The following is a 21,249-nucleotide window of genomic DNA, read 5'->3' on the forward strand; positions in this document are numbered from 1 at the left end:
GCGCATCCGGCGAACGGATGACCGTACCGGCCGCGCCACGCTCGGCGGCGTGCCTCAGACCGGCAGGATCAGGCTGACCACCAGCCCGCCGCCGTCACGGTTGATCATCGACACGCGACCGCCATGGGCTTCGGCGATCTCGCGCACCAGCGCCAGCCCCAGGCCGGTGCCGTTGCGCTTGGTCGAATAGAACGGCAGCAAGGCGTTCGACAGCACCGCGCTGTTCATGCCGCTGCCGCGATCCATGACGTCGATGCGCCAGGCCTCCTGCGTCCGCCTGATCAGCAGGCGCACGTCTTCCGGCGCCGAGCCTGACTCGTGCGCGTTCTTGAGCAGGTTCAGCAGCGCCTGCTCGACCTGGGCGGCATCGATGCGGCCGTGTCCCTGCGATCCCAGCACCAGCACGAAGTCCACCTGGCTGCGCAGCTTTTCCAGGAAGACCGGCCAGTCCACCGATTCCAGCCGTGGCGCCGGCAGCTTGGCGAAGCGCGCGTAATCGCGGATGAAGCCTTCGAGGTGGCGGGCGCGCTCCTCGATGGTTTCCAGCGCGCCAGGCAGGCGTTCGAGCTGACCGCGACGCACCAGCTCGCGGCAGGAATGCGCCAGCGACGCGATCGGCGCCAGCGAGTTGTTGAGTTCGTGGCTGATGACGCGGATGACCTTCTTCCAGGTCTGCACTTCCTGGCGGCGCAGTTCCGCGGTCAGCTGGCGCAGCAGGATCAGCTCGTGGTGGCGGCCGTTGAGCCGGAACAGCCGGCGCGACAGGTGATAGATGTCCTCGTTGTCTTCGTCGCCGACGCTGAACATGCCATCGCCGCCGCGCAGCAGTGCGTCGCGCATCGGTTCGGGCGCGCGTTCGAGCAGCACGTCCAGATGCTGGCCTTCGAGCTTGCGGCCTTCGCCGAGCAGCTTGCGCGCGGCGATGTTGCCCAGCACGACGCGCTGGGCCGGATCGAGCAGCACCATCGCGACCGGTGTGTTCTGCACCACGGTGTCGAGCAGCAGTTCGCGCTGGACCAGCGACTGCCGTTGTTCGCGCAGCACGTTGCCCAGTTCGTTGTGGGCGTCGACGAGTTCGATCAGTTCGCCGTAGTGGTTCCAGGTGATGCCGAAGTTGTAGTCGCCATCGCGGTAGCTGGCGACCGTACCGGCGAGCGCGCGGAACAGCGATCGCAGCGGCACGATGCTGTGCCACAGGAAGAGCGCGGTCAGCGTGCTGCAGGCAAGCGTCGCCAGCACGCTGGCCAGCCAGGTATCCAGCCATTGCGCCAGCAGCATCGTGGCCGCCGCGGTGGCCACGATGCCGACCAGGGCCACCGCGATCAGCCGCAGGGCCAGCGGTTGCACGCGCAGCACGCGGTGGGTCGGCGGGCTTGGCATCAGCTTCGCGGAATGCCGAGCCGGTCGAGGCGCCGGTACAGGGCCTGGCGCGACATGCCCAGGTCGGTCGCCGCCTGCGACAGCACGCCGCCGGCGCGTGCCAGCGCGGCTTCGATGTCGGCGCGTTCGGGTTCGTTGTGCGCGGCGCTGCGTGGCGCCGGCGCCGGCAGGCCGAGCGTCTCGACGTCGATGTCGCCCGGCGACAACAGCGCCGCGCGCTGGATGGTGTTGCGCAGCTCGCGCACGTTGCCCGGCCAGGCATGCCGCAGCAGGCTGCGTTCGGCGGCGTCGGACAGGCGCTTGCCGGCGGGCAGGAAGTGATGCGCCAGCGGCAGGATGTCGTCGGGACGCTCGGCCAGTGGCAGCAGCCGCAGCTCGACCGCATTGAGGCGGTAGTACAGGTCCTCACGGAAGCGGCCGTCGGCGATCAGCGTCGGCAGGTCGGCATTGGTGGCGCTGACCACGCGGACCTTGACCTGGCGCTCGCGATTGGAACCCAGCCGCGCGAAGCGCCCGGTCTCGAGCACGCGCAGCAGCTTCATCTGGCCGCTCGGCGACAGGTTGCCGATCTCGTCGAGGAACAGCGTGCCGCCATCGGCCGCCTCGAACTTGCCTTCGCGTGCCTTGGTCGCGCCGGTATACGCGCCGGCATCGGCGCCGAACAGTTCGGCCTCGATCAGGTCGCCGGGCAGGGCGCCGCAGTTCACCGCAACGAAGGGCCCGTTGGCGACCGCGGAATTGGCATGCACGATCTCGGCGATCTTTTCCTTGCCGGCGCCGTTGGGGCCGGTCACCAGTACCGGCAACTCCGAGCGCGCGACCTGGCAGGCCAGCGACAGCAGGCGTTCGCTGGCGGCATCGGCATGGACCACGCCGCGCAGGTCGTGCTGGCGGGCCAGCGCATCGCGTCGGCGGCGCGCGCCCTGCTGGTGACGCGCGAGGGCGCGGCGGGTCTCCGACAGTTCCAGCAGGTTGTTGACCGCCAGCAGCAGCTTGCGATCGTCCCAGGGCTTGCCCAGGTAATCGGCGGCGCCGGCCTTGATCAGGTCGACCGCGGTTTCCAGGCGCGTCCACGCGGTCAGCAGGATCACCGGCAGGTCGGGTTCGCGTTCTCGGATCGCATGGAACAGGGCGATGCCTTCCTCGCCGGATGTGGTGTCGGCGTGGAAGTTCATGTCCTGGATCACCAGATCGATGGCGTCGTCGCGATCCAGCGCGGCCAGGCCCGCCTCCGGTGTTTCGGCGCGCACGGTGGCGATGCCCTGCAGCGAGAACAGCAGGTCCAGCGCAGTGGCCACGCCGGGGTTGTCGTCGATGATCAGGATCGTGGGCATGCGTGGGGACGGTGGGCGGGACAGGGGGTCGGCAGGGCGCGGATGCGGGATGGCCGATGGCGCGTGGACATCGTTGCCGGCGATCCGCGCGGAGGCCGTAGTGGCGGCAGGGCTTGGGGCGGAGGGCGGGGATCCACGCATGGGGTGGAGCCTATCGCATGCGTGCGGATCGCGCCCCGTGACCCGCATGCGGCGGGCCCGGGGCGCGTGCTGGCGTCAGCCGCCTGGTCAGACACTGCGCGTGGCGACCGCCGGCGGTACCGCGGCCGCGCGCCGCGCCGGGCCGAACACCGCGATCTGTCCCAGCAGCCACAGCAGCACCGCGCCGATTGGCAGGTAATGCAGGGGCAGCCGTGTCAGTTCGTAGTGCTTCATCAGCAGCTGGTTGATGCCATAGGCCATCAGCATGCCCAGTGCGATGCCGGCGGTCGCCAGCAGGAAGTTCTCGACCTGGAAGTAGCGCAGGATCTGGCCGCGGGTGGCCCCCAGCGCGCGGCGGATGCCGATCTGCTTGGTGCGCTGCTGCACCCAGAAGCTGGCCAGGCCGATGATGCCCAGCGCGGTGACCACCAACAGCGCCGCGCAGACCGTGACCAGCAGCCAGGCCATCATGCGGTCCTGCTGGAAGTACTTGGCGCGCATGTCGGTCAGCTTGTCCTGGTTGATCAGCACGCGGGTGGGGTCGGCCTTCTTCAATGCGTCGACGGCGTTCTTGAGCACCTCGTCGCGACGCGCAGGATCCACGCGCACGATGTAGTTGACGCCGTTCTGGTTGAAGCGGATCGGCATCAGCATCGAGTACTGGCCGTCGCCGAACTGGCTGGGACGCATCAGGCCCTCGACCACGCCGACCACGACCGTCGGCCCGTTGCCCCAGCTGTACAGGGTCTTGCCGATCGGATTTTCGCCCGGGTACAGGCGCTCGGCCATGTTGCGGGTGATGATCACCGACGGCACCACGCCGGTGTCGCCGGAAGTCTCCAGCACTTCCATGTCCTGGTATTCGTCGGCATTGAAGTTACGGCCCGCGACCAGTCGCAACCCGAACGTGTCCAGCATCGTCTCGTTGCCGATGTAGGTGGCCGCGTTCATGCTGCTGACCTGCTGCTCGGACTGCAGGCGTACGCCGCTGTTGGAGCTGGAGTTGCCGAACGGCAGCTGGTTGACGGCGGCTGCCGAGACCACGCCGGGGATGCCGCGCAGGATGCCCAGGTCCTGCTGGACCACGGCCTTGCCGCCACCGTCGCGGGTGGTGGTGCTGGGGCTGGCCAGCTGGATGCGCAACAGTTCGTTCTCGACGACGCCGCTGGGTGCCTGCATGCGGTCCAGGCGCTGGTCGATCAGGTAGATCGCGTTGCAGATGATCGCGCAGGCCAGTGCGATCTCGATGACGATCAACGCCGCCGCGGTCTTGTGGCGACGCAACGTGGAGAAGATGGGGCGGATGTCCATGTGGATTCCTTGGCGGTGCGAGGGCGCGTCCGCGGACGCGCCGTGTTCGATCGGGGTGGGACGAAGGCGATGCCGGGCTATTGCGATTTCAGCTGCAGCGCCGGCGTCACCTGGCAGGCCCGCCACGCCGGCAACAGGCCGGCGAGCAGGCTGGCCACGACCGCCAGCACGAAGGTCAGTGCCAGCATCGGCAGGTCCAGGTGCGCGAGCTGGGCGTAGCTCGACGGGTTCTGGCGCACGCCCCACAGGCCCAGCAGTGCGAGCCCCAGGCCGAGGATGCCGCCGGCGATGCCCAGCGTTCCCGATTCGACCAGGAACTGCAGGAAGATCTCGCGCCGCGGCGCACCCAGGGCGCGACGCACGCCGATCTCCGATGCGCGGCGCAGGCACTTGGCCAGCAGCAGGCCGACGGTGTTGACCAGGCAGACCAGCAGGAAGCCGAACGCCAGCCAGACCTGCAGGCGCACGTCGGCCGGCACGACCTTGTTGAAGTCCAGCCACTGCATGACGTTGCGCAGGCGCACGTTGGTCGGGCGGACGAAGCGCCCGGCCGCGCGTTGCTGCTCGGAATAGTTGGTCAGGTAGTCGCGATACGCGGCGGCATCGTCGGCGCTGGCCAGCTCGACCCAGTACTGGGCCCAGGCGCAGGGTGCATTGAGCGCGGTGGAGTCGCCGCCGGAGTCGCCCCAGCAGTTGGTGCTGCCCTGGCGGTCGAATCTCAGCGCCATCGCGGTCGAGAACGGCAGGAACACCGATTCCAGCGTTTCGTAGCGACCGGTGTTGAGGTCCCAGAAGCGCGGCACCGGCCGCCACGGGCGCAGCACGCCGATGACGCGGAAGTCCTGCTGGTTGAGGCTGACGGTGCGCCCGGTGCTGTCCTCGCCGCCGAACAGCTTCTGGTTCAGCTCGTCCGACAGCACGGTCACGCGCGCCTGGGCGGCATCGTCCTCGTCGCTCCAGCCGCGGCCGTATGCCAGTTGCGCATCGAACATCGGGAAGAAGTCGGCCGAGGTGTAGCGCGCATCGGTGAACGTGGGGACCTGGGTCGACGCGGGCAGCTTCACGGCCAGGGAACCGCCGGTCATCGCGGCCTGGTGGGTGCCCTTGCGCTCGCGCAGCAGGGCTTCGGCATCGTAGCGGGTCAGCTGTTCCTCGGGCTCCTGGCCGGCGACATAGCCCTGCATGTCGACGGCATCGAGCTGCACGTAGAACAGGCGGTCGCTCTTGTCCGGGATCGGGTCGCCCGACAGCACGTGGAACACCGTCAACGTGGTCATGCTGGCGCCGATGCCGAGCGCGATCGCCAGCACCATCAGCGCGGTCAGCACCTTGTTGCGTTTGAAGCTGCGCAAGGCGAGGTTGAAGTAATAGCCGAGCATGGGCATGTCCTCAGGCCGAGGTGGTGGCGAGGGCGTCGGCAACCAGGCTGCGCGGCGTGCGCGGTCCGGTGGTCAGGTCGGTGGCCATGCCGTCGACGATGTGCACGTTGCGCTGCGCCCGTGCCGCCAGTTCGGCATCGTGGGTGACCATGACGATGGTGGTTCCGCGGGCGTTGATGTCCTCGAGCAGCTCGAGCACGCTGCGCGCCATCTGCGAATCCAGGTTGCCGGTCGGTTCGTCGGCCAGCAGCAGGCGCGGGGTGCCGGCCAGCGCACGCGCGATCGCGGCGCGCTGCTGCTGCCCGCCCGAGAGCTCGGCCGGGTAGTGGCGCATCCGCGAGGCCAGGCCGACCTGCGCCAGCGCATCCTCGATGCGCTGCCTGCGTTCGGCGGCGGGCATGCCGCGATAGCGCAGCGGCACGTCGCAGTTGTCGAACAGGTTGAGGTCCGGGATCAGGTTGAAGCCCTGGAAGATGAAGCCGATCTTGCGGTTTCGCAGTTTCGAACGCGTGTCGTCGGACAGGTCCTTGACGCTCTCGCCGTCGAGCACGAACTCGCCGCCGGTGAAGGTCTCCAGCAGGCCGGCGATGTTGAGGAATGTGGTCTTGCCCGAACCCGACGGGCCGGTGACGGCGACGAACTCGCCCTCGCGCACGTGCAGGTCGAGCGAGCGCAGCGCATGCGTCTCGACGAGTTCGGTACGGTAGACCTTGGTGACCTGGCGCATATCGAGCATGTCGGTGTCCTGTGGGATGTCGGAAGGTGGGGCGGGAGCGATGTCGGTGCGGATCGCGGCGAAGGCGCCTGTCGGGGCGTCGTCAGCCGATGCGGAAGCGGGCGGGTAGCGGCGAAAGACGGGAGGGCGTGATGGATGGCATGGTCATTGTCCCGAGATGCGGACCTGGTCCGCGTTGTCGAACAGATCGCTGCCCGATACCACGATGCGCTCGCCCTGCTGCAGGCCGGACAGGATCTCGACCGCATTGAGGCTGCTGGCGCCGGCCTGGATCTGGCGGCGTTGCGCCGTGTTGCCGGTGACGACATAGACGAAGCGGCCGCCGCCCTGTTCCAGGAACGGGCCGCGCTCGACCATCAGCACGTTGGGGCGGGTATCGAGCACGATGCGCGCCGACAGGCGCTGGTTCTGGCGCAGGCCCGGCGGCTGCTTGCCTTCGTCGAAGCGCAGGCGCGCGGTGACTTCGCCGCTGACGACCTCGGGCGACACCGCCGAGACCTTGGCCGGATACTGGGTACCGGTGCTGGTGATCTGCGCCGGCACGCCGATCGCGAGGTCGCGCGCGAAACTTTCCGGCACGCGGATCTCGACCTCGAACACGCTGAGGTCGACGACGCTGAGGATCGGCGCGTTCAGCGCGACGTTGGTGCCCTGCGCGATCTGCACCTGGCCGACCTGGCCATCGAACGGGGCGCGCAGCGTCAGCGCCTCGACCTGGCGCTGCAGTTCGGCGACGACCGCCTTCTGGCGCTCGGCGAGCAGGCGCTTGTTGCGCGCGTCGATGCCTGCGCCCTGTCCCTGCAGGTTGAAATCCTTGCGCGCGGCCTCGAGGCCGATCAGCGCCTTCTTCAGGTTGTCCTGCGCGCGCGCCAGTTCGTTCTGCGGGACCGCGCCGCCTTCGTAGGCGCGCTGGTAGCGCTCAAGGTCGCGCCCGGCGGCGGTGTGCTCGATCTCGGCCTGGTCGAGCAGCTTCTGCGCGTCCGAGCGCGTCAGTTGCGCGTCCAGCACCGCGCGGTTGGCCTCGCCATCGAGGTTGGCCAGCGTGGATTCTTCCTGGACCAGCCGGCTGCGCAGTTCCGGGCTGTCGATGACGGCCAGCTCCTGGTCCCTGGCGACCACGTCGCCGGCCACGACCTTCAACTGCACGGTGCCGCCCGCGATCGCGTACAGGGTCGGGCTGTTGGCGGTGATGACGCGGCCGTCGGCCGACAGGTCGCGGACCAGGTCGCCGCGCTTGACCTCGGCCACGCGCAAGCGGGCACCGTCGTAGGAGCGCCCGGCGCCGCTCCAGCCCGACACCACCCAGACGGCGACCGCCAGCACGCCCGCCGCGGCGACGACGCCGATCAGCCAGCGGCTGCGCAGGAGGGAGCGGGTCGGCGCGCGCACGGCCTGGTCCTGGCCGGAGGTGTCGCGGATGCGGTGCGGGTTGTCCATGGGCGGGCGGTGGCTGCAGGTCGGCGTTGCAGTGTTCAACGCAAGCGACGTGCCAAACGCCAAGTCCTTGATCCACAAGCCCTGGCGTGTCCGCACCGGTGTCCGGTCGGACACTTCGCGTGTCCGGGCGGACAGCCCTTTCCCGTACACTGATGATCTGGCCCAAGGAGTTCACCCCCCCATGTGCGGCATTGTCGGCGCGATTGCGAATCGCGATGTGGTACCGGTTCTGATCGAGGGCCTGAAGCGCCTGGAATACCGCGGTTACGATTCGGCGGGCATCGCCGTGATCGAGGGCGCCGTCGGCGGCAGCCGCGACGTCCGTCGCGTGCGCCGGACCGGTCGCGTCGCCGAGATGGAGGCCGCCGCGCAGCAGGAGAACGTGCAGTCGCAGCTGGGCATCGGCCACACCCGCTGGGCTACCCATGGCGGCGTCACCGAGGCCAATGCGCATCCGCACATCAGCCACGGCGTGGCGCTGGTACACAACGGCATCATCGAGAACCACGAGCAGCAGCGCGAGCGCCTGTCGGCGCTGGGCTACGTGTTCGAGTCGCAGACCGATACCGAGGTCATCGCGCACCTGATCCACCACCACCTGATCCAGGGCGGCGACCTGCTGGCCGCGCTGCAGGCGGCGGTCAAGGAACTGCATGGTGCCTACGCGCTGGCTGTCGTCAGCCGCAAGGAACCCGAGCGCATGGTCGTCGCGCGCATGGGCTGCCCGCTGCTGATAGGCCTGGGCGATGGCGAGAACTTCGTCGCTTCCGACGTCTCGGCGATCATCCAGGCCACGCGACGCGTGATCTTCCTGGAAGAGGGTGACACCGCCGACATCACCCGCCACTCGGTGCACGTGTTCGACGGCAGCGGCGTGGCCGTGCACCGCAACGAGCACCTGTCGGACGTGTCGCTGGCCTCGCTGGAACTGGGCCCTTACCGCCACTTCATGCAGAAGGAAATCCACGAGCAGCCGCGCGCGCTGGCCGACACCATCGAGGCGATCATCGACGCCAACGGTTTCGACGCCAAGATCTTCGGCGCTCATGCGCCCGACGTGCTGGCCGGCGTGCAGGGCGTGCAGATCCTCGCCTGCGGCACCAGCTTCTACGCCGGCTCGGTCGCGCGCTACTGGATCGAGTCGATCGCCGGCATCCCGTGCAGCGTCGAGATCGCCAGCGAATACCGCTACCGCACCGCGGTCGCCAACCCGAACTACCTGATCGTGACGATCTCGCAGTCGGGCGAAACCCTCGACACGATGGAGGCACTGAAATACGCCAAGTCGCTGGGCCACGACAAGACGCTGTCGATCTGCAACGTGCCCGAGAGCGCGATCCCGCGCGCCAGCTCGCTGGTGTTCTACACCCGCGCCGGTGCCGAGATCGGCGTCGCCTCGACCAAGGCGTTCACGACCCAGCTGGTCGGTCTGTTCGCGCTGGCCGCGACGCTGGCCAAGGTCAACGGTCGCCTCGACGAAGCCAAGGAAGCCGGCTTCATCGAAGCGCTGCGCCACCTGCCGGGCAGCGTGCAGCATGCGCTGAACCTCGAGCCGCAGATCGTCACCTGGGCCGAGCGCTTCGCGCCGAAGCAGCATGCGCTGTTCCTCGGCCGCGGCGTGCATTACCCGATCGCCCTGGAAGGCGCGCTCAAGCTCAAGGAAATCTCCTACATCCACGCCGAGGCCTACCCGGCCGGCGAGCTCAAGCATGGCCCGCTGGCGCTGGTCGACGCCGAGATGCCGGTCGTGGTCATCGCGCCCAACGACAACCTGCTTGAGAAGGTGAAGTCCAACATGCAGGAAGTGCGTGCGCGCGGCGGCGAGCTGTTCGTGTTCACCGACCAGGACAGCCAGTTCAGCGAATCCGAAGGCGTGCACGTGATCCGCACACCGCGGCATGTCGGCGTGCTGAGCCCGATCGTGCACACGATCCCCGTGCAGTTGCTGGCTTACCACGCGGCCCTGGCCCGCGGCACCGACGTCGACAAGCCGCGCAACCTCGCCAAGTCGGTGACGGTCGAGTAATCGCCACGGCAGTGGCGATGGCCGCTGCCGACGTCACCATGCAACAGGCTCGACGCCTCGCGGTCCCCGCCATGCCTTCGGTCGGCTGGGGCCCCTGTCGCGGGCATGCACTCGGCCGCCGGCGGATGCGGTGGCGTGGCGACGCATGAAAAGCCAGTACTGCTATCTCTACGTGCTGCCGCTGCCGTCGGAAGACCTGCTGAAGATCGGGATCTCCAACGACCCGCTGAGCCGTTGCCGCGCATTCTCGTCGCGCTATTACGACGCCTTCGATCTGCCGCGCAGCCTGCTGATCGCATTCGACGCCAGGGCAGAAGCGCAGCGCAGGGAGACGGCGCTGCATCGGCAACTGCGCCTGCTGAATGCGATGCAGCCGGTCACCGTGCCCACGCGTGCCGGCGGCGGCACCGAGTGGTATCGCGGCGCCTACGCTACCGCGGTCGAGGAAGTGCAGCGCGACGGACGCGCGGGCCGCGTGATCCACTCGCCGGCGCTGGACTGGTGGCGCGCCCGGCTGCAGTCCGAGCGCGACATGCTCTACGAGTGGTCGAGCGAACTGTTGCGTGGCCTCGCCCTGGATGCGCTGCTGCCGCAACAGCGGCGGGCGATCGTCGACGTGCTCGATGGCTGGGCCGCCCTGGACCTAGAGATCGACGACGTGCTGCCCGACGAGCTGCGCGTGTGGTACCAGGCCTATCGGCGCGGTTTCCGTGCGGCGGGGCCATTGGGCGACTGAGCGCGCTGCGTGAGGCTCGTCATGTTCACGTCGCCGGAACCTGCCTGCTTGCAGGATGTCTTCCGAGTGTTGAATCCTTGGAGGTCCCCCATGCATGCGATTCCCACAGACGCGCTGGTCGTGGTCGCCGACGGCGAAGGCGCGCGAATCTTCCGCAATCGCGGCGATGAACGTGCGTTGTCTTTGCACCAGTCCGACCTGCTCGAGCTGATGAACATGGACGACGACGGTCCGTCAGGCAGCATGCCGGGCGAGTCGTCCGCCAGCCAGATCGACGAGGCGACGTTCGCCAAGCAGCTGGCCCATGCCTTGAACCAGGCCGCGTTGAAGCAGCAATACCAGCACCTGGTGCTGGTCGCGGACCCGACCACACTGGGTCGCGTGCGTCCCTTGCTGCACAAGGAGACCAGCAAGCGACTGCTGGGCGAGATCAACAAGACCCTGACCAATGCGCCGCTGGAGGACATCGAGCGCGCATTGCAGCCGGTCAGCCAGTAGGCGGGCCTTCGCGGAGCCGGGCATGTCCACACCCAGCGAACCCTATCAATCGGAACACCTGGCCAGTGAGCCGACGCGCGCCAGTGTCGATGCGGCGCCGGGTTGGGTGCTGCTGGAATTCGGCGCGCCGTGGTGTGGTCATTGCATCGCCGCCCAGCCGGCATTGCAGCAACTGCTCGCCGGGCGCGTCGGGGTCAGGCACGTCAAGGTCGAAGACGGTGCAGGGCGCCCGCTGGGGCGCTCGTTCCGCATCAAGCTGTGGCCGACGCTGGTACTGATGCGCGATGGCCTGGAGCAGGTGCGTCTGGTGCGCCCCGTGTCGCTGTCGGACATGGCGCTATTGGATGCTGCGTTGCCACCACGATAAGCGCAGCGCTACGCGAAGCCGGGAGCATTGGCCCGAGCACAGCCCTGAGCATCGCTTGAGACAGGAACAGTTGGCATTCGCGTCGGTGTTCCGCGCCGCTGCGGTGAGCGTGTGGGGCGGGCGTGTAGGGCGAGAGCGTCCGGGATGTCTCAACAGACCGCCGGATTGAAGTCCGGTCGACGTGACGCGGAATTGACGTCTGGCGTGGAGTCGCACGAACGAGCGACGCCGCGGCGCGGGCGGTCAGAACTCGTCGACGAATTCGATGACCAAGCCCTGTTCGGCGCCGATGCGCTCGGCCGTGCCCTTGACCTCGTCGACCTGTCGGGGCGAGCTGTGGATCTCCAGCGCATGCGCATCCGAATTCGCCTCATCGTCGGGCAGGCCCAGCGAACTGGTGTCGTCCATCGGTGGGCGCAGGTCGCCAACCTCCTCCACATGGTCGATGTCCTCCAGTCCTTCGATCGCGCCCATCAATGCTTCGAATCCGGCGGCGGTCCCGGTGACCCGTAATCTGACGATGCTCATCGCGTGTCCTGTGTGGTGACGTTGCGCGCGCGATCTGGACGGGCAGGTGACCTGCGGTCCGGCGTCGCGCGGTGTCCCAGTCTTACGCGAGTGCCTTTGATCGCTGCGTGAAGTGGGCGAGGCGCGCAAGTCTTCGCGCGGCTTGATCCGGCCGGTGCCGGACCTGCCCCTGTGATGGATCCGCGAGGCTCGCTCGCGCCCGATCGACCGGTCCCGAGTCCCCGATGACGCAGGAGCGCGGGCCTCCTCCCGGTGTTCCACCGCGTCCAAGAGCCTTCGCCCGACGGCGGGGCACCGACCTGCCCATGCGTCGCGGCTCCTGCGCCGGGGCAAGGTAAAATGCGCGGTTCCGGCCCACGCGGCCCGTTCCGGCGCAGAAGGCGCTGCCTTGACCACCATCGAGTCCCCGCCAACGCTGTTCACCCTGGTGCCGAGCGGACTGTTCGGGCCGCTGGCGTCGCCCAACCGGGCCCATTACTGGGGCCTGCTGTGCCGGCTCTTCGATGAGTTCTTCGGGCCGGATGCGCCGATGCCGCCGAGCGTCGGCTTCCTGCGCCGCGACATCACCTCGGCGATCGAGCGTTACCTGCTGACCGACGACCCCTGGGACGCCGACGAGGGCGAGGCCCCGGATGCGCCGCTGGGCGTGCGCGCGCAGGCGATCTACGAACGGTTCCGGATCGCCGGCTGGCTGCGCCAGGAGCGCGTCGGCGCGCGCGAGATGGTGTCGATGACCCACGTGGTCTCGCAGCTGCTGACCACGCTGGTGGATTTCTGCGAACGCGGCCCGGCCTTTCTCGGTGCCAAGGTGCGCTCGATCGAACTCCAACTCCAGCAGGTACTCGACGGCAAGGCCGGCGCCGACATGCTCGACGAGGCCGCCGATCAGGCACGCCACCTGCTGTCGTACGTGTCGGCGATCAGCGTGCAGGTGCGCGACCTGATGCCTGAGCTCAGCCGGGCCGAGACCACGGCGCAGTTCGCGCGGCAGTTGTTCGAGCGCTATGTCGGCGAGCTGTTCGTCGGCGACTATGCCGAGCTGCACAACGCCGACCATCCATTGGCGCGGCGGACCTCGATCCTCAACATGGTTCACGAGATCGAGCACTCGGCCACGCGCGACCGCCTGCTGGCCTGGTACCTCGAGCGCGTGCCCGGCTGCGATCCCGAACGTGCGCAGGCGCGGCTGCAGCGCAGCCTGCGCCGGCTGCACGAGATCGACCGCATCGATGAATACCTCGGCCGCCTCGACGACGACATCCGCCAGGCCAACCGTCGCGCGCTGGCTTTCCTCGACTACCGCCTGCGCGCGCCGGACCAGTTGGACGTGCTGCTGCGGCGCGCCTGCCGCGGCGTGCTTGGCGCGCCCGAATCGGCGTTGCGGCTGCCGGTCGCGCCCGGCCTGCTGATGGACGAATCGCGGCTGCGCGCGCCGCGACTGAAGCCCGAGCCGATCGCGCGGACCGCCAACGCGCTGCGCACGCTGACGCCGGAACAACTGGCGCGCGTCACCCTGCTCAAGCGCATGAAGCGGGCGCGCCTGGTGTTGCCCGAGGATCTGTCGCGCTATGTCGATCGCCATCTCGAGGCGGCCCCGAGCATCGATTCCCAGGCGCTGGCGATCGACAGCATCGAAGACTTCCGCGCGTACCAGACCCTGCTGACATTGGCGTTGCGCAGCCGCCGCATCGGCGGGCTGCGACGCGACGATCCCCTCAACCGCCTGCTGCGCGGATTCCGCGTGCAATGGGTGGCCGACGCACGCGACGACGGCGATCTGCTGCAGTCGGCGCGCTTCGTCCTGCACCGGACAAGGAAAGTGGCATGAAACGCTCCTGGAACACGCTGAGCCAGATCTCCGGCGGCACCTACGTCGTGCAGGATTTCGAGCGCGCGGCCTATCGCCTGGTCACCGAGCAGGTGCTGTACAGCAGCGACCGGCTGTCGCGCAACGCCTATCACCTGGTCGAGACCTACCTGTCCGACTTCGCCGCCGCGCTGGAGCCGCTGGGCATCCGCCTGGAGCGCAATGCGCATTACCGTTACGTCGTGGCGCTGCCCACGCATGGCGATGGGGTCGCGGTGTCGCTCGACGAAACCCTGCTGATCCTGGTGTTGCGCCAGCGCTACGACGAGGCGATGCGCCAGGGCCAGATCGAGGACCATGGCGAGGTCGTCGTCGAACTACCCGACCTGCAGGAGGCCTACCAGGCGCTGGCCGGACGTCCAATGCCGGATGTCGGCCTGCTGCGCACGCTGGTACGCACGTTGCGGCGCTGGTCGGTCTGTCGCTTGATCGATGGCGAGCCCGACGATCCGCAACCGTTCCGGATCCTGGTGCGCCCGGCGATCGTCGACATCGTCGGCGCGCAATGGCTGCAGCGTCTCGATCAGCACAACGATCAGGCCGCCAGTGACGAGGACGACGCCACGGAGATGGACAGCACGGACATGGCCAGCACGGACATGGCCAGCACGGAGGGCGCGCATGTACCTGCTTAAGCGCGTGCATCTGGTGCAGTTTTTCCTGTTCCAGGCGCAGACCCTGGAACTCGATGCCACCACTGCCGTCATCGCCCCCAACGGCGCCGGCAAGAGCGCGCTGCTCGACGCGCTGCAGATCGTCATGCTCGGCGGCGACCGCAACCGCATCCGGTTCAACGCGCAGGCCGGCGGCAGCCATCGTGCGCGCACGATCCGCGACTACTGCCTTGGCGTGTATCGCAGCGGCGAGGACGGACGCACACGCCGCACCGCCACGACCTACATCACCTTGGTGTTCGAAGACCAGGACAGCGACAGCGTGCTGACCGCGGGCATCGCGCTCGGCGCCTCGGCCGACGAGCCCGACCACCGCATGCACGGCCTGTACCTGCTGCCGGACGTGGCATTGACGCTGGAAGACCATCTCGAACGCGTCGACGGCAGCGAGCTGCCGCTGGCGTGGACGGCGTTCCGCGAACAGGCGGTGCGCCGCTGCAAAGCGGCCGGCAGCAAGGCCGAGGTCCATTCGACCAGCGACCGGTTCATCAAGGACCTGCTGCTGCGGTTGCGCCCGGGGCCGACTGCATTCCTGGACCCGGTGGCGTATCGCAAGGCGTTCCAGAACGCGCTGAACCTGCAACGCGTCGATGACGTCGACCTGTTCGTGCGCACGCTGGTCGCCGAAGACCGGCCGACCGAGATCGCGCGCTTCCGCGGGCTGCTGGAAGGCTTCCGCCAGATCAAGGAAAAGATCGAGCAGGTCGCGCGCCGCATCGACGAGGCCGAGCAGGTCGAACTGCAGTACCGCAAGGTCGCCACCCAGGCCACGCGAGCGGCTTCGTGCCGTGCGCTGGCCGCCGAGTACGAGCGCGACCTGCACCACGACAAGCTCGATGCCGCGGAAGCGACGGTCGACAGCGCGAAAAGCGGTTTTCGCGGCAAGCAGCGCGACCTGCAGCAGGCGCGCAGCGAGCGCGACAGTACGCGCGAGGAGTACGACCGCAGCCATGCCCTGCTGCAGGGCACGCGCGGCTACAACGAGCAGAGCGCGTTCGACCAGGTTGCCGATCGCGATCGCGCCGAGCTGATCCAGGTCAAGCAGGAACTCGTCCGCCAGGCCGGCTATGTGCGCGACCAGTTGCGCAAGGCCGCGACGCTGGACCTGCCGATGATCCCAGGCACGGCTACCGCTACCTCCACGGCCATCGACGCCGCGATCGCGCCCTGGGAGGGTCTGCTTGCGCATCTGTCGGCGTTGGCGCCCGATGCCGACATCGCCTGGGCACCCGAAGCGATCCATCCCCAGGTCCTGCAGGCGGTGGCGCTGGCCGCGCCGGTCATCGACGCCGTCGCCGCGCATGCGCGGCTGCAGCATGCAGCCTACGAGACCGTCCGCCAGCGTGCCGAGGCCAGCCGTCGCAACCAGCAGCGCCTCAGTGTGGGGCAGGCCGAGCTGCGCGCCGACGTGATCCGGATGATCAGCTACCTGCACGATGCCGGCATTCCCGCGCAGCCGGTCTGTGATCTGGTCAAGGTCGTCGACCCGGCATGGCAGCCGGCCATCGAGGCCTACCTGCGCAGCCACGTCGAGGCGCTGCTGATTCCTGTCGGGCATGAAGAGCAGGCCGTGCGCCTGTACCGTTCGTTGCAGGGCGGGCGTTCGGTCTATGGTGTCAAGCTGGCGCTGACCAGCCAGGCGCGGCAGTTGCGTGGCAAGGACAGCGGTGCCGTGGCCGGCACCGTTGCGGCGCTGCTCGATGGCGACAACGAAGACGCGCTGGGTTACCTGCGCCGGCAGCTGGGCGAACTGCGCTGCGTCGACACCGAAGCCGAGGTCGTGCGTGCGCGCCAAGGCCTGAGCCGTGACGGCCTGGTCGCCAAGGGTGGTGGCATCGAACGCCTGCGCCTGCCGCCGGCCAGCGAACTCAAGATCGGCGCGTCCGACAATCGCGAGCGTCGCCGGCTGCTGCGCGAGGAGATGGAGCACGCCGAGCAGGAAGCCCGGCGCCTGGAGGCGGCGTGGAAGGCCGCCGACGCCTGTGCGAACGGACTGGCGCGGATCGGCAGTGGCGACGATGTCGCCCAGGCCGTGCACGACAGCGTGCTCAGGCATCGCCAGGCCGAAAGCCGCTATCGCACATTGAAGGACAGCCAGGCCGCGACGTCCGATCCCGACCTGCTGCGCATCAGCGAACAGGTGCGCGCGTTGCACGAGCGTCGCGGCGAACTCGAGCTGCTGGTCGAACGGCTGATCGGCGAGACCGCGATCGCCGAAGGCAAGGTCGGCGAAGCGGAGGCGGCATTGCAGGCGCTGCAGGACCAGGAGCAGGCGATCGCACGTCGTGCGACCGCGGCGTTCGCGCATGTCGACGTCGACCCCAATGCCGTCGAGCACCAGCGCGAGGACCTGGAAGGCCGTTATCCCGAGCTGCTGGAGCGTTACGCGCACGCACTCGAACGCGCGAGGAAGAGCGACGACGCGCTCGGCAACCTGCTGCCGGAGGCATGGCGCGCACTGGCGCAATACGACAAGGACCACGGCCTGGCGCTCGATCTCGAGCCGCAGGACTGGCGCGGCGCGAACGCCCTGCTGCACAAGGAGATTGCCCACCTCAAGGGCACCGAACTGGTGCAGTACCAGCAGCATGCCGACGAGGCCTATGCCGCGGCGATCGAAGCCTTCCGTGCCAACGTGGTGTCGGCGCTGTACGACAACTTCACGCGCCTGAAGTACCAGATCAACACCTTGAACCGAACGCTCAAGCGCAGTCCCGCGTTCTCCAACAACGAGCGCTACCAGTTCCACTACGAGGTCGCGCCGGAGTTCCGCGAGCTGCATCGCTTCATCAACAAGGCCACCGACGTCGGCGACACCGATACCCTGTTCGGCAGTGCCGGCGAAGTGCCCGAGGCGTTCCGCGACATCATCGAGGACCGTGGCGCCGGTCGTGGCGGCGCGCCGTCGCCGCTCGACGACTACCGGCGCTTCTTCAACTTCGAGGTCGACATCCGCCAGGACGACCGCGTGATCGGCACGCTCAGCGAGCGCATGCGCTCGGGCTCTGGCGGTGAGCACCGCGCACCGCTGTACGTCATCGCCGGTGCGGCGCTGGCCGCGGCCTACGGCAAGACGGAGACCCAGCAGGGCGGCCTCGGCGTGATCATGCTGGACGAGTTCGGCGACAAGATCGACGCCCAGAACGCACGCGCGACGACCAACTACCTGCGCTCGCTCGGCCTGCAGCTGATCCTGGCCGCGCCCGATACCGCGCAGGGCACGCTGACCGGCGTCCTCGACAGCTACATCGAACTGTTCCGCGACGGCGACCTGCTGCAACTCGAACGCGTGCAAGTCAAACCGGCCGGACGCGAGCTGCTCGAGAGCGACCAGTTCCTGCTGCACCCGGAACTGCTGGCACAGGAAGTCGCGCGGATCGAAGCCGCGCAGGCGCCAGCCTGACGTCCGCGATGCGGCCGCCACCGGCTGCGCCGCCACGGCAGCGGCATCACGCCTGACCGGCCGGGCTGGTCTACTATCGGGGGCCTCGGGTCCCCGCTGCCGCAGTGGGGGCCCGCCTGACGAAGGAGCACGTCATGGTGGAGCGCAGCGCGAGCAGGATGGAAGCGAGCAGGATGTGCAGACCGTGCCGCAAGTGGATGCCGGCGACAGGGCATCTGTCGATCGCGTCCTGGCCCCAGCAACGGCGTGGCGCGTGGCTGGCGTTGGCTGTCGCGGGTGCGCTGTCCGCCTGCAATGGCACGGGACCGGCGACATCGTCGGCGCCCGCGGACGGCACGCCGGCCGTGGCCCCTTCCGTCGCACCGTCGGGCGACCAGCCCCGCAGCGATGACGATCTCGTCGTTTCCCATGCATGGATCCGCGCGCCGCTGCCATCGGCGGGGATTGCAGGCGGATACCTGCAACTGCGCAACGCCGGCAGCGTGGATGATCGCCTGGTTGCGATCCGCAGCAATGCCATCGAGCGCGTCGAGATCCACGGCATGCGCGACGAGGGCGGCGTGCTGCGGATGCGACCCTTCCCCGAAGGCCTGGCGTTGCCGGCCGGCGGCACGGTGGAACTGGCGCCCGGCGGCTATCACCTGATGCTGATCAATCCCGGCGACGGGGTCGTCGCCGGCCGGCAGATCAACGCCACGCTGGTGTTCGCGCATGCCCCGGCGCAGCAGGTGCTGTTCGACGTGCGCGACAGCGTCCAGGAAGAAGACGAGGCCGGTGTTCCCGAAGACGGACCGGAGGCCGCCGAGGATCGCGTGGTGCCCGAGGCCGATGACGCCGGGAGTATTCCGCAACCGCATTGATGCCCGCGACGCCTGCCGGCACCCGATGCCGTCGCGCAACCCGGGTCACTCGTCGACGCTGCGGCGCTCCTGTCCCGGCTTCTTCGCCAGCTTGCGCTGCAGCGAGCGCCGGTGCATGCCGAGCAGGCGTGCGGCAGCAGAGACGTTGCCATCGGTTTCCTGCAGTGCGCGCTGGATGTGTTCCCATTCCAGCCTGTGCAGCGGGATCATGCCACCGTCTTCCAGTGGCGCGGCCACCGGCGCCCCGTCGCCCTTCAGGGCGCGCAGCAGGGATTCGACCGCCACCGGCTTGGCCAGGTAATCGTCGGCACCGAGCTTGATCGCTTCGACCGCGGTGGCGATGCTGGCGTAACCGCTGATCATCAGGATGCGCATGCGCGGATGCATGCGGCGCAGGGGTTCGATCAGCGACAGCCCCGAGCTGTGCTCGAGCTTCAGGTCGAGCAGCGCAAAGTCGAAATCCTCCTCGCCGGCCGCGCGCAGTGCGCTGGCCTGGTCGTCGGCGATGGTGCAGGTCATGCCATGGCGCTGCAGCGTGCGTTGCAGCACCCGCAGGTAGAGGGCGTCGTCGTCGACCAGCAGTCCTTTCATGTCGCGTCTCCCTGCAACGATTGCGGTACGTCGAAGCGCACGTGCGCGCCGTCGGGCGTGGATTCGATCGACAGGCTGCCGCCCAGCCGCTCGACGGTGGCATGCGATAGCGCCAGTCCAACCCCCAGCCCGTCGGGCTTGCTGCTGTCGAACAGCGCCGGCAGCAGGCGACGATCCGAGAAGCCCGGGCCGTAGTCGCGGATCTCGCCGCGCAATCCATGCTGGTCGGCATCGATGCGCAGGTCCACGCGGCGTTGTCCGGTCGACTCGCTGGCGTCGGCCGCGTTGTTGAGCAAGGCCAGCAGCAGGTGGCCGATGCCGCGATCGATCGGCAGGTCGTCGGCGGCATTGCCGCCCCGCTGCAACGCGATATGTGGCCGCACCAGTTGCCATTGCGTCAGCACGCGGCCGAGTTCGATGTCGTTGCCGATGTCCGGGTCGGCCGGCTGCGATAGCGCCAGCACGCGTTCGCGGCACAGCCCTAGCAACTGGCGCATCGCCACCAGGTCTTCGGGATCGATGCCTTCGGCCTGCACCGATTCCAGTTCATCGACCAGCAGCATCAGGGTGCCCAGCGGCGTATTGAGTTCATGCGCGACCGATGCCGCATGCGTGGCCAGCGCGAGGATGCCTTCGTCGCGGGTGAAGCGTTCGCGCAGCGTGGCCAGTTCGTGTTCGCGGCGCTCGCGCGTGGCGATCAGCCGGGTCGAGAAGAATGCGACCACGCCGACCGACAGCGCGAAGTTGGCGACCATGCCCCACAGGTGCAGGTCGAAATCGGCGACATGCATATGCGGCAGCGGACGTCCGATCCACCATGACAGGCCATACCCGGCGACGCAGGCCGCAGCGGTCGCCAACGTCCAATGCAGCGGCAACACCAGCGCGGTCAGCGCGATCGGCAACAGGAACAGGGTGCCGAACGGATTACTGACGCCGCCGGTCCAGCCGATCAGCCAGGTCAGCACCGCAACGTCGACCATGACGTGGGCGAAGGCTTCGGGCGCACGCACCGGACGTGCCTGCCGGCAACGCCAGAGTGCGTACAGGTTGAACAGGCCCAGCAGCAGCGCCGCCGGCCACAGCGAGCCCCAGGGCAGGCGCAGGTGCAACACCCAGGCCGCGACCAGCAGCGTCGTGGCCTGGGTCGCGACGGCGACCCAGCGCAGCGTGCAGAGCGTCCGGAGGAAAGGCGAAAGCGATCCGTGCATGGGCGGCGGCGAGTCGGGATCGACTAGCTTACGGCACCGCAACGGGCGTCCAGCGGGCGCGGGGTGTGAAGGGCCGGGGACGGATGCAGCAGGGAACGCATGCCGCCATCAGAGCACGTCCGTGCATGTGGCCGGCAGCGACCGATCGTCGCAGCCGCGCACAGGCGAGCGGCGTCGCCTGCGCGCGTGGCCGGGCGGATGCCTACTTCTTGCTGCCCTTGCGCGCCGACGCCGCTGCACCGCTCGCGGAGAACGGCTGGCCCCAGCGTTCCATGGCGCCGGCCAGGGTCTGCCATGCGTCGGTCGGCGTGGTCGTGGCGTACTTGCCGGCGTCGGCGACGATGCTGGCGACATCCGTCTGCCAGGCCTGGATCGCCTGCTGCAGGCCCTCGGAGAACGCGGTCTGTGCGTCCACCGCCAGCTTGGCGACCGTCTGCGCATCGCCCTGGCGCTGCTGCAGCTGCCGCCAGAACGTGTTGACCGGCAGGGCCGCCAGCGCCTGCCAGTCCTGCTTGGCCAGCAACTGCTCGACTTCCTTGCGAGAGTCGGTCATGCCGTCGCCGACCAGACGGGTGCCTGCGTCCAGCCATTGCTGGCCGCTGTCCTGCAACAGCTTGTTGATGCGCTGCTGCAGTTCCAGGTTGGTCCTGTAGAGCTCGAAGGGAAGATTCTGCGATGTGGCCATGGGCATGTCCTCGTCTTGCGTGGCAGGGGAGAAAACATCGTGGCTTGCATGGTGTGGCGCGTGGTGCGTCGAACGTGGCGCGGCC

At 68.6% G+C, this 21,249-nt stretch carries 18 protein-coding genes; 8 read left to right on the top strand and 10 right to left on the bottom strand.

Annotation, left to right across the window (positions count from 1 at the left end; all coding sequences use genetic code 11):
* Positions 1–54 precede the first annotated feature (54 nt).
* From ACYX7E_RS04915 to ACYX7E_RS04940, 6 genes are all read right to left on the bottom strand, one after another.
* Positions 55–1,380: a sensor histidine kinase gene (locus tag ACYX7E_RS04915; protein ID WP_462079444.1), complete on the bottom strand. Its 1,326-nt coding sequence runs from the start codon at positions 1,378–1,380 to the stop codon at positions 55–57.
* Complete coding sequence (locus tag ACYX7E_RS04920; RefSeq protein ID WP_462079445.1) at positions 1,380–2,714, bottom strand: sigma-54-dependent transcriptional regulator; 1,335 nt, start codon at positions 2,712–2,714, stop codon at positions 1,380–1,382. Before ACYX7E_RS04920 ends, ACYX7E_RS04915 begins: the two co-directional genes overlap by 1 nt.
* Positions 2,715–2,942: 228 nt before the next feature.
* Positions 2,943–4,166, bottom strand: a complete 1,224-nt coding sequence (locus ACYX7E_RS04925) for an ABC transporter permease (protein ID WP_462079446.1) — start codon at positions 4,164–4,166, stop codon at positions 2,943–2,945.
* Positions 4,167–4,243: 77 nt separating this feature from the next.
* Positions 4,244–5,545, bottom strand: coding sequence for an ABC transporter permease (locus ACYX7E_RS04930; protein ID WP_462079472.1), 1,302 nt, complete (start codon positions 5,543–5,545; stop codon positions 4,244–4,246).
* 10 nt (positions 5,546–5,555) lie between these two features.
* Complete coding sequence (locus tag ACYX7E_RS04935; protein ID WP_462079447.1) at positions 5,556–6,281, bottom strand: ABC transporter ATP-binding protein; 726 nt, start codon at positions 6,279–6,281, stop codon at positions 5,556–5,558.
* Positions 6,282–6,425: 144 nt separating this feature from the next.
* Positions 6,426–7,718, bottom strand: coding sequence for an efflux RND transporter periplasmic adaptor subunit (locus tag ACYX7E_RS04940; RefSeq protein ID WP_462079448.1), 1,293 nt, complete (start codon positions 7,716–7,718; stop codon positions 6,426–6,428).
* 181 nt (positions 7,719–7,899) lie between these two features.
* Here ACYX7E_RS04940 and glmS point away from each other — a divergent pair, with 181 nt between their 5' ends.
* The 4 genes from glmS to ACYX7E_RS04960 all read left to right on the top strand — a co-directional run bounded on the left by glmS (position 7,900) and on the right by ACYX7E_RS04960 (position 11,345).
* Entirely contained in the window at positions 7,900–9,744 is a 1,845-nt protein-coding gene (glmS, locus tag ACYX7E_RS04945; protein WP_462079449.1) for a glutamine--fructose-6-phosphate transaminase (isomerizing), read from the top strand.
* Between the two features lie 145 nt (positions 9,745–9,889).
* A complete protein-coding gene (locus ACYX7E_RS04950; RefSeq protein ID WP_462079450.1) occupies positions 9,890–10,480 on the top strand; it encodes a GIY-YIG nuclease family protein in 591 nt (196 codons plus the stop codon).
* Positions 10,481–10,570: 90 nt separating this feature from the next.
* Entirely contained in the window at positions 10,571–10,978 is a 408-nt protein-coding gene (locus tag ACYX7E_RS04955; protein ID WP_462079451.1) for a host attachment family protein, read from the top strand.
* A gap of 22 nt (positions 10,979–11,000) precedes the next feature.
* A complete protein-coding gene (locus tag ACYX7E_RS04960) occupies positions 11,001–11,345 on the top strand; it encodes a thioredoxin family protein (RefSeq protein WP_462079452.1) in 345 nt (114 codons plus the stop codon).
* Between the two features lie 243 nt (positions 11,346–11,588).
* Here ACYX7E_RS04960 and ACYX7E_RS04965 read toward each other — a convergent pair whose 3' ends face one another.
* Positions 11,589–11,873, bottom strand: coding sequence for a hypothetical protein (locus ACYX7E_RS04965; protein WP_462079453.1), 285 nt, complete (start codon positions 11,871–11,873; stop codon positions 11,589–11,591).
* Positions 11,874–12,261: 388 nt separating this feature from the next.
* On the opposite strand from ACYX7E_RS04965, the gene ACYX7E_RS04970 reads away from it, so the two are divergent.
* The 4 genes from ACYX7E_RS04970 (at position 12,262) to ACYX7E_RS04985 (ending at position 18,677) form a co-directional block, all read left to right on the top strand.
* Complete coding sequence (locus tag ACYX7E_RS04970; RefSeq protein ID WP_462079454.1) at positions 12,262–13,701, top strand: Wadjet anti-phage system protein JetA family protein; 1,440 nt, start codon at positions 12,262–12,264, stop codon at positions 13,699–13,701.
* The gene (locus ACYX7E_RS04975; RefSeq protein ID WP_462079455.1) at positions 13,698–14,375 is read left to right on the top strand and encodes a DUF4194 domain-containing protein; all 678 of its coding nucleotides are present in this window, start codon (positions 13,698–13,700) and stop codon (positions 14,373–14,375) included. Before ACYX7E_RS04970 ends, ACYX7E_RS04975 begins: the two co-directional genes overlap by 4 nt.
* Positions 14,362–17,817, top strand: coding sequence for an SbcC/MukB-like Walker B domain-containing protein (locus ACYX7E_RS04980; RefSeq protein WP_462079456.1), 3,456 nt, complete (start codon positions 14,362–14,364; stop codon positions 17,815–17,817). The genes ACYX7E_RS04975 and ACYX7E_RS04980 overlap by 14 nt, the downstream gene beginning before the upstream one ends.
* A gap of 344 nt (positions 17,818–18,161) precedes the next feature.
* Positions 18,162–18,677 (top strand): copper chaperone PCu(A)C, encoded by a 516-nt coding sequence (locus tag ACYX7E_RS04985; protein WP_462079457.1) that lies wholly within the window; start codon positions 18,162–18,164, stop codon positions 18,675–18,677.
* A 45-nt stretch (positions 18,678–18,722) separates the two neighbouring features.
* On the opposite strand, the gene ACYX7E_RS04990 is transcribed toward ACYX7E_RS04985, so the two are convergent.
* From ACYX7E_RS04990 to ACYX7E_RS05000, 3 genes are all read right to left on the bottom strand, one after another.
* Positions 18,723–19,268 carry a response regulator transcription factor gene (locus ACYX7E_RS04990; RefSeq protein ID WP_462079458.1) on the bottom strand — a complete coding sequence of 182 codons (546 nt, stop codon included), beginning with the start codon at positions 19,266–19,268 and terminating at the stop codon, positions 18,723–18,725.
* Positions 19,265–20,479, bottom strand: a complete 1,215-nt coding sequence (locus ACYX7E_RS04995) for an ATP-binding protein (RefSeq protein WP_462079459.1) — start codon at positions 20,477–20,479, stop codon at positions 19,265–19,267. The genes ACYX7E_RS04990 and ACYX7E_RS04995 overlap by 4 nt, the downstream gene beginning before the upstream one ends.
* Before the next feature lie 202 nt (positions 20,480–20,681).
* Positions 20,682–21,164, bottom strand: a complete 483-nt coding sequence (locus ACYX7E_RS05000) for a phasin family protein (RefSeq protein WP_462079460.1) — start codon at positions 21,162–21,164, stop codon at positions 20,682–20,684.
* Positions 21,165–21,249: the final 85 nt, after the last annotated feature.

The organism is Luteimonas sp. RIT-PG2_3, from assembly GCF_054902115.1.

Excerpts from the sequence above, each read along its gene's own strand:
- ACYX7E_RS04915 (WP_462079444.1), bottom strand. The coding sequence starts at position 1,380 with ATGCCAAGCCCGCCGACCCACCGCGTGCTGCGCGTGCAACCGCTGGCC.
- ACYX7E_RS04920 (WP_462079445.1), bottom strand. The coding sequence starts at position 2,714 with ATGCCCACGATCCTGATCATCGACGACAACCCCGGCGTGGCCACTGCG.
- ACYX7E_RS04925 (WP_462079446.1), bottom strand. The coding sequence starts at position 4,166 with ATGGACATCCGCCCCATCTTCTCCACGTTGCGTCGCCACAAGACCGCG.
- ACYX7E_RS04930 (WP_462079472.1), bottom strand. The coding sequence starts at position 5,545 with ATGCTCGGCTATTACTTCAACCTCGCCTTGCGCAGCTTCAAACGCAAC.
- ACYX7E_RS04935 (WP_462079447.1), bottom strand. The coding sequence starts at position 6,281 with ATGCTCGATATGCGCCAGGTCACCAAGGTCTACCGTACCGAACTCGTC.
- ACYX7E_RS04940 (WP_462079448.1), bottom strand. The coding sequence starts at position 7,718 with ATGGACAACCCGCACCGCATCCGCGACACCTCCGGCCAGGACCAGGCC.
- glmS (WP_462079449.1), top strand. The coding sequence starts at position 7,900 with ATGTGCGGCATTGTCGGCGCGATTGCGAATCGCGATGTGGTACCGGTT.
- ACYX7E_RS04950 (WP_462079450.1), top strand. The coding sequence starts at position 9,890 with ATGAAAAGCCAGTACTGCTATCTCTACGTGCTGCCGCTGCCGTCGGAA.
- ACYX7E_RS04955 (WP_462079451.1), top strand. The coding sequence starts at position 10,571 with ATGCATGCGATTCCCACAGACGCGCTGGTCGTGGTCGCCGACGGCGAA.
- ACYX7E_RS04960 (WP_462079452.1), top strand. The coding sequence starts at position 11,001 with ATGTCCACACCCAGCGAACCCTATCAATCGGAACACCTGGCCAGTGAG.
- ACYX7E_RS04965 (WP_462079453.1), bottom strand. The coding sequence starts at position 11,873 with ATGAGCATCGTCAGATTACGGGTCACCGGGACCGCCGCCGGATTCGAA.
- ACYX7E_RS04975 (WP_462079455.1), top strand. The coding sequence starts at position 13,698 with ATGAAACGCTCCTGGAACACGCTGAGCCAGATCTCCGGCGGCACCTAC.
- ACYX7E_RS04980 (WP_462079456.1), top strand. The coding sequence starts at position 14,362 with ATGTACCTGCTTAAGCGCGTGCATCTGGTGCAGTTTTTCCTGTTCCAG.
- ACYX7E_RS04990 (WP_462079458.1), bottom strand. The coding sequence starts at position 19,268 with ATGAAAGGACTGCTGGTCGACGACGACGCCCTCTACCTGCGGGTGCTG.
- ACYX7E_RS04995 (WP_462079459.1), bottom strand. The coding sequence starts at position 20,479 with ATGCACGGATCGCTTTCGCCTTTCCTCCGGACGCTCTGCACGCTGCGC.
- ACYX7E_RS05000 (WP_462079460.1), bottom strand. The coding sequence starts at position 21,164 with ATGGCCACATCGCAGAATCTTCCCTTCGAGCTCTACAGGACCAACCTG.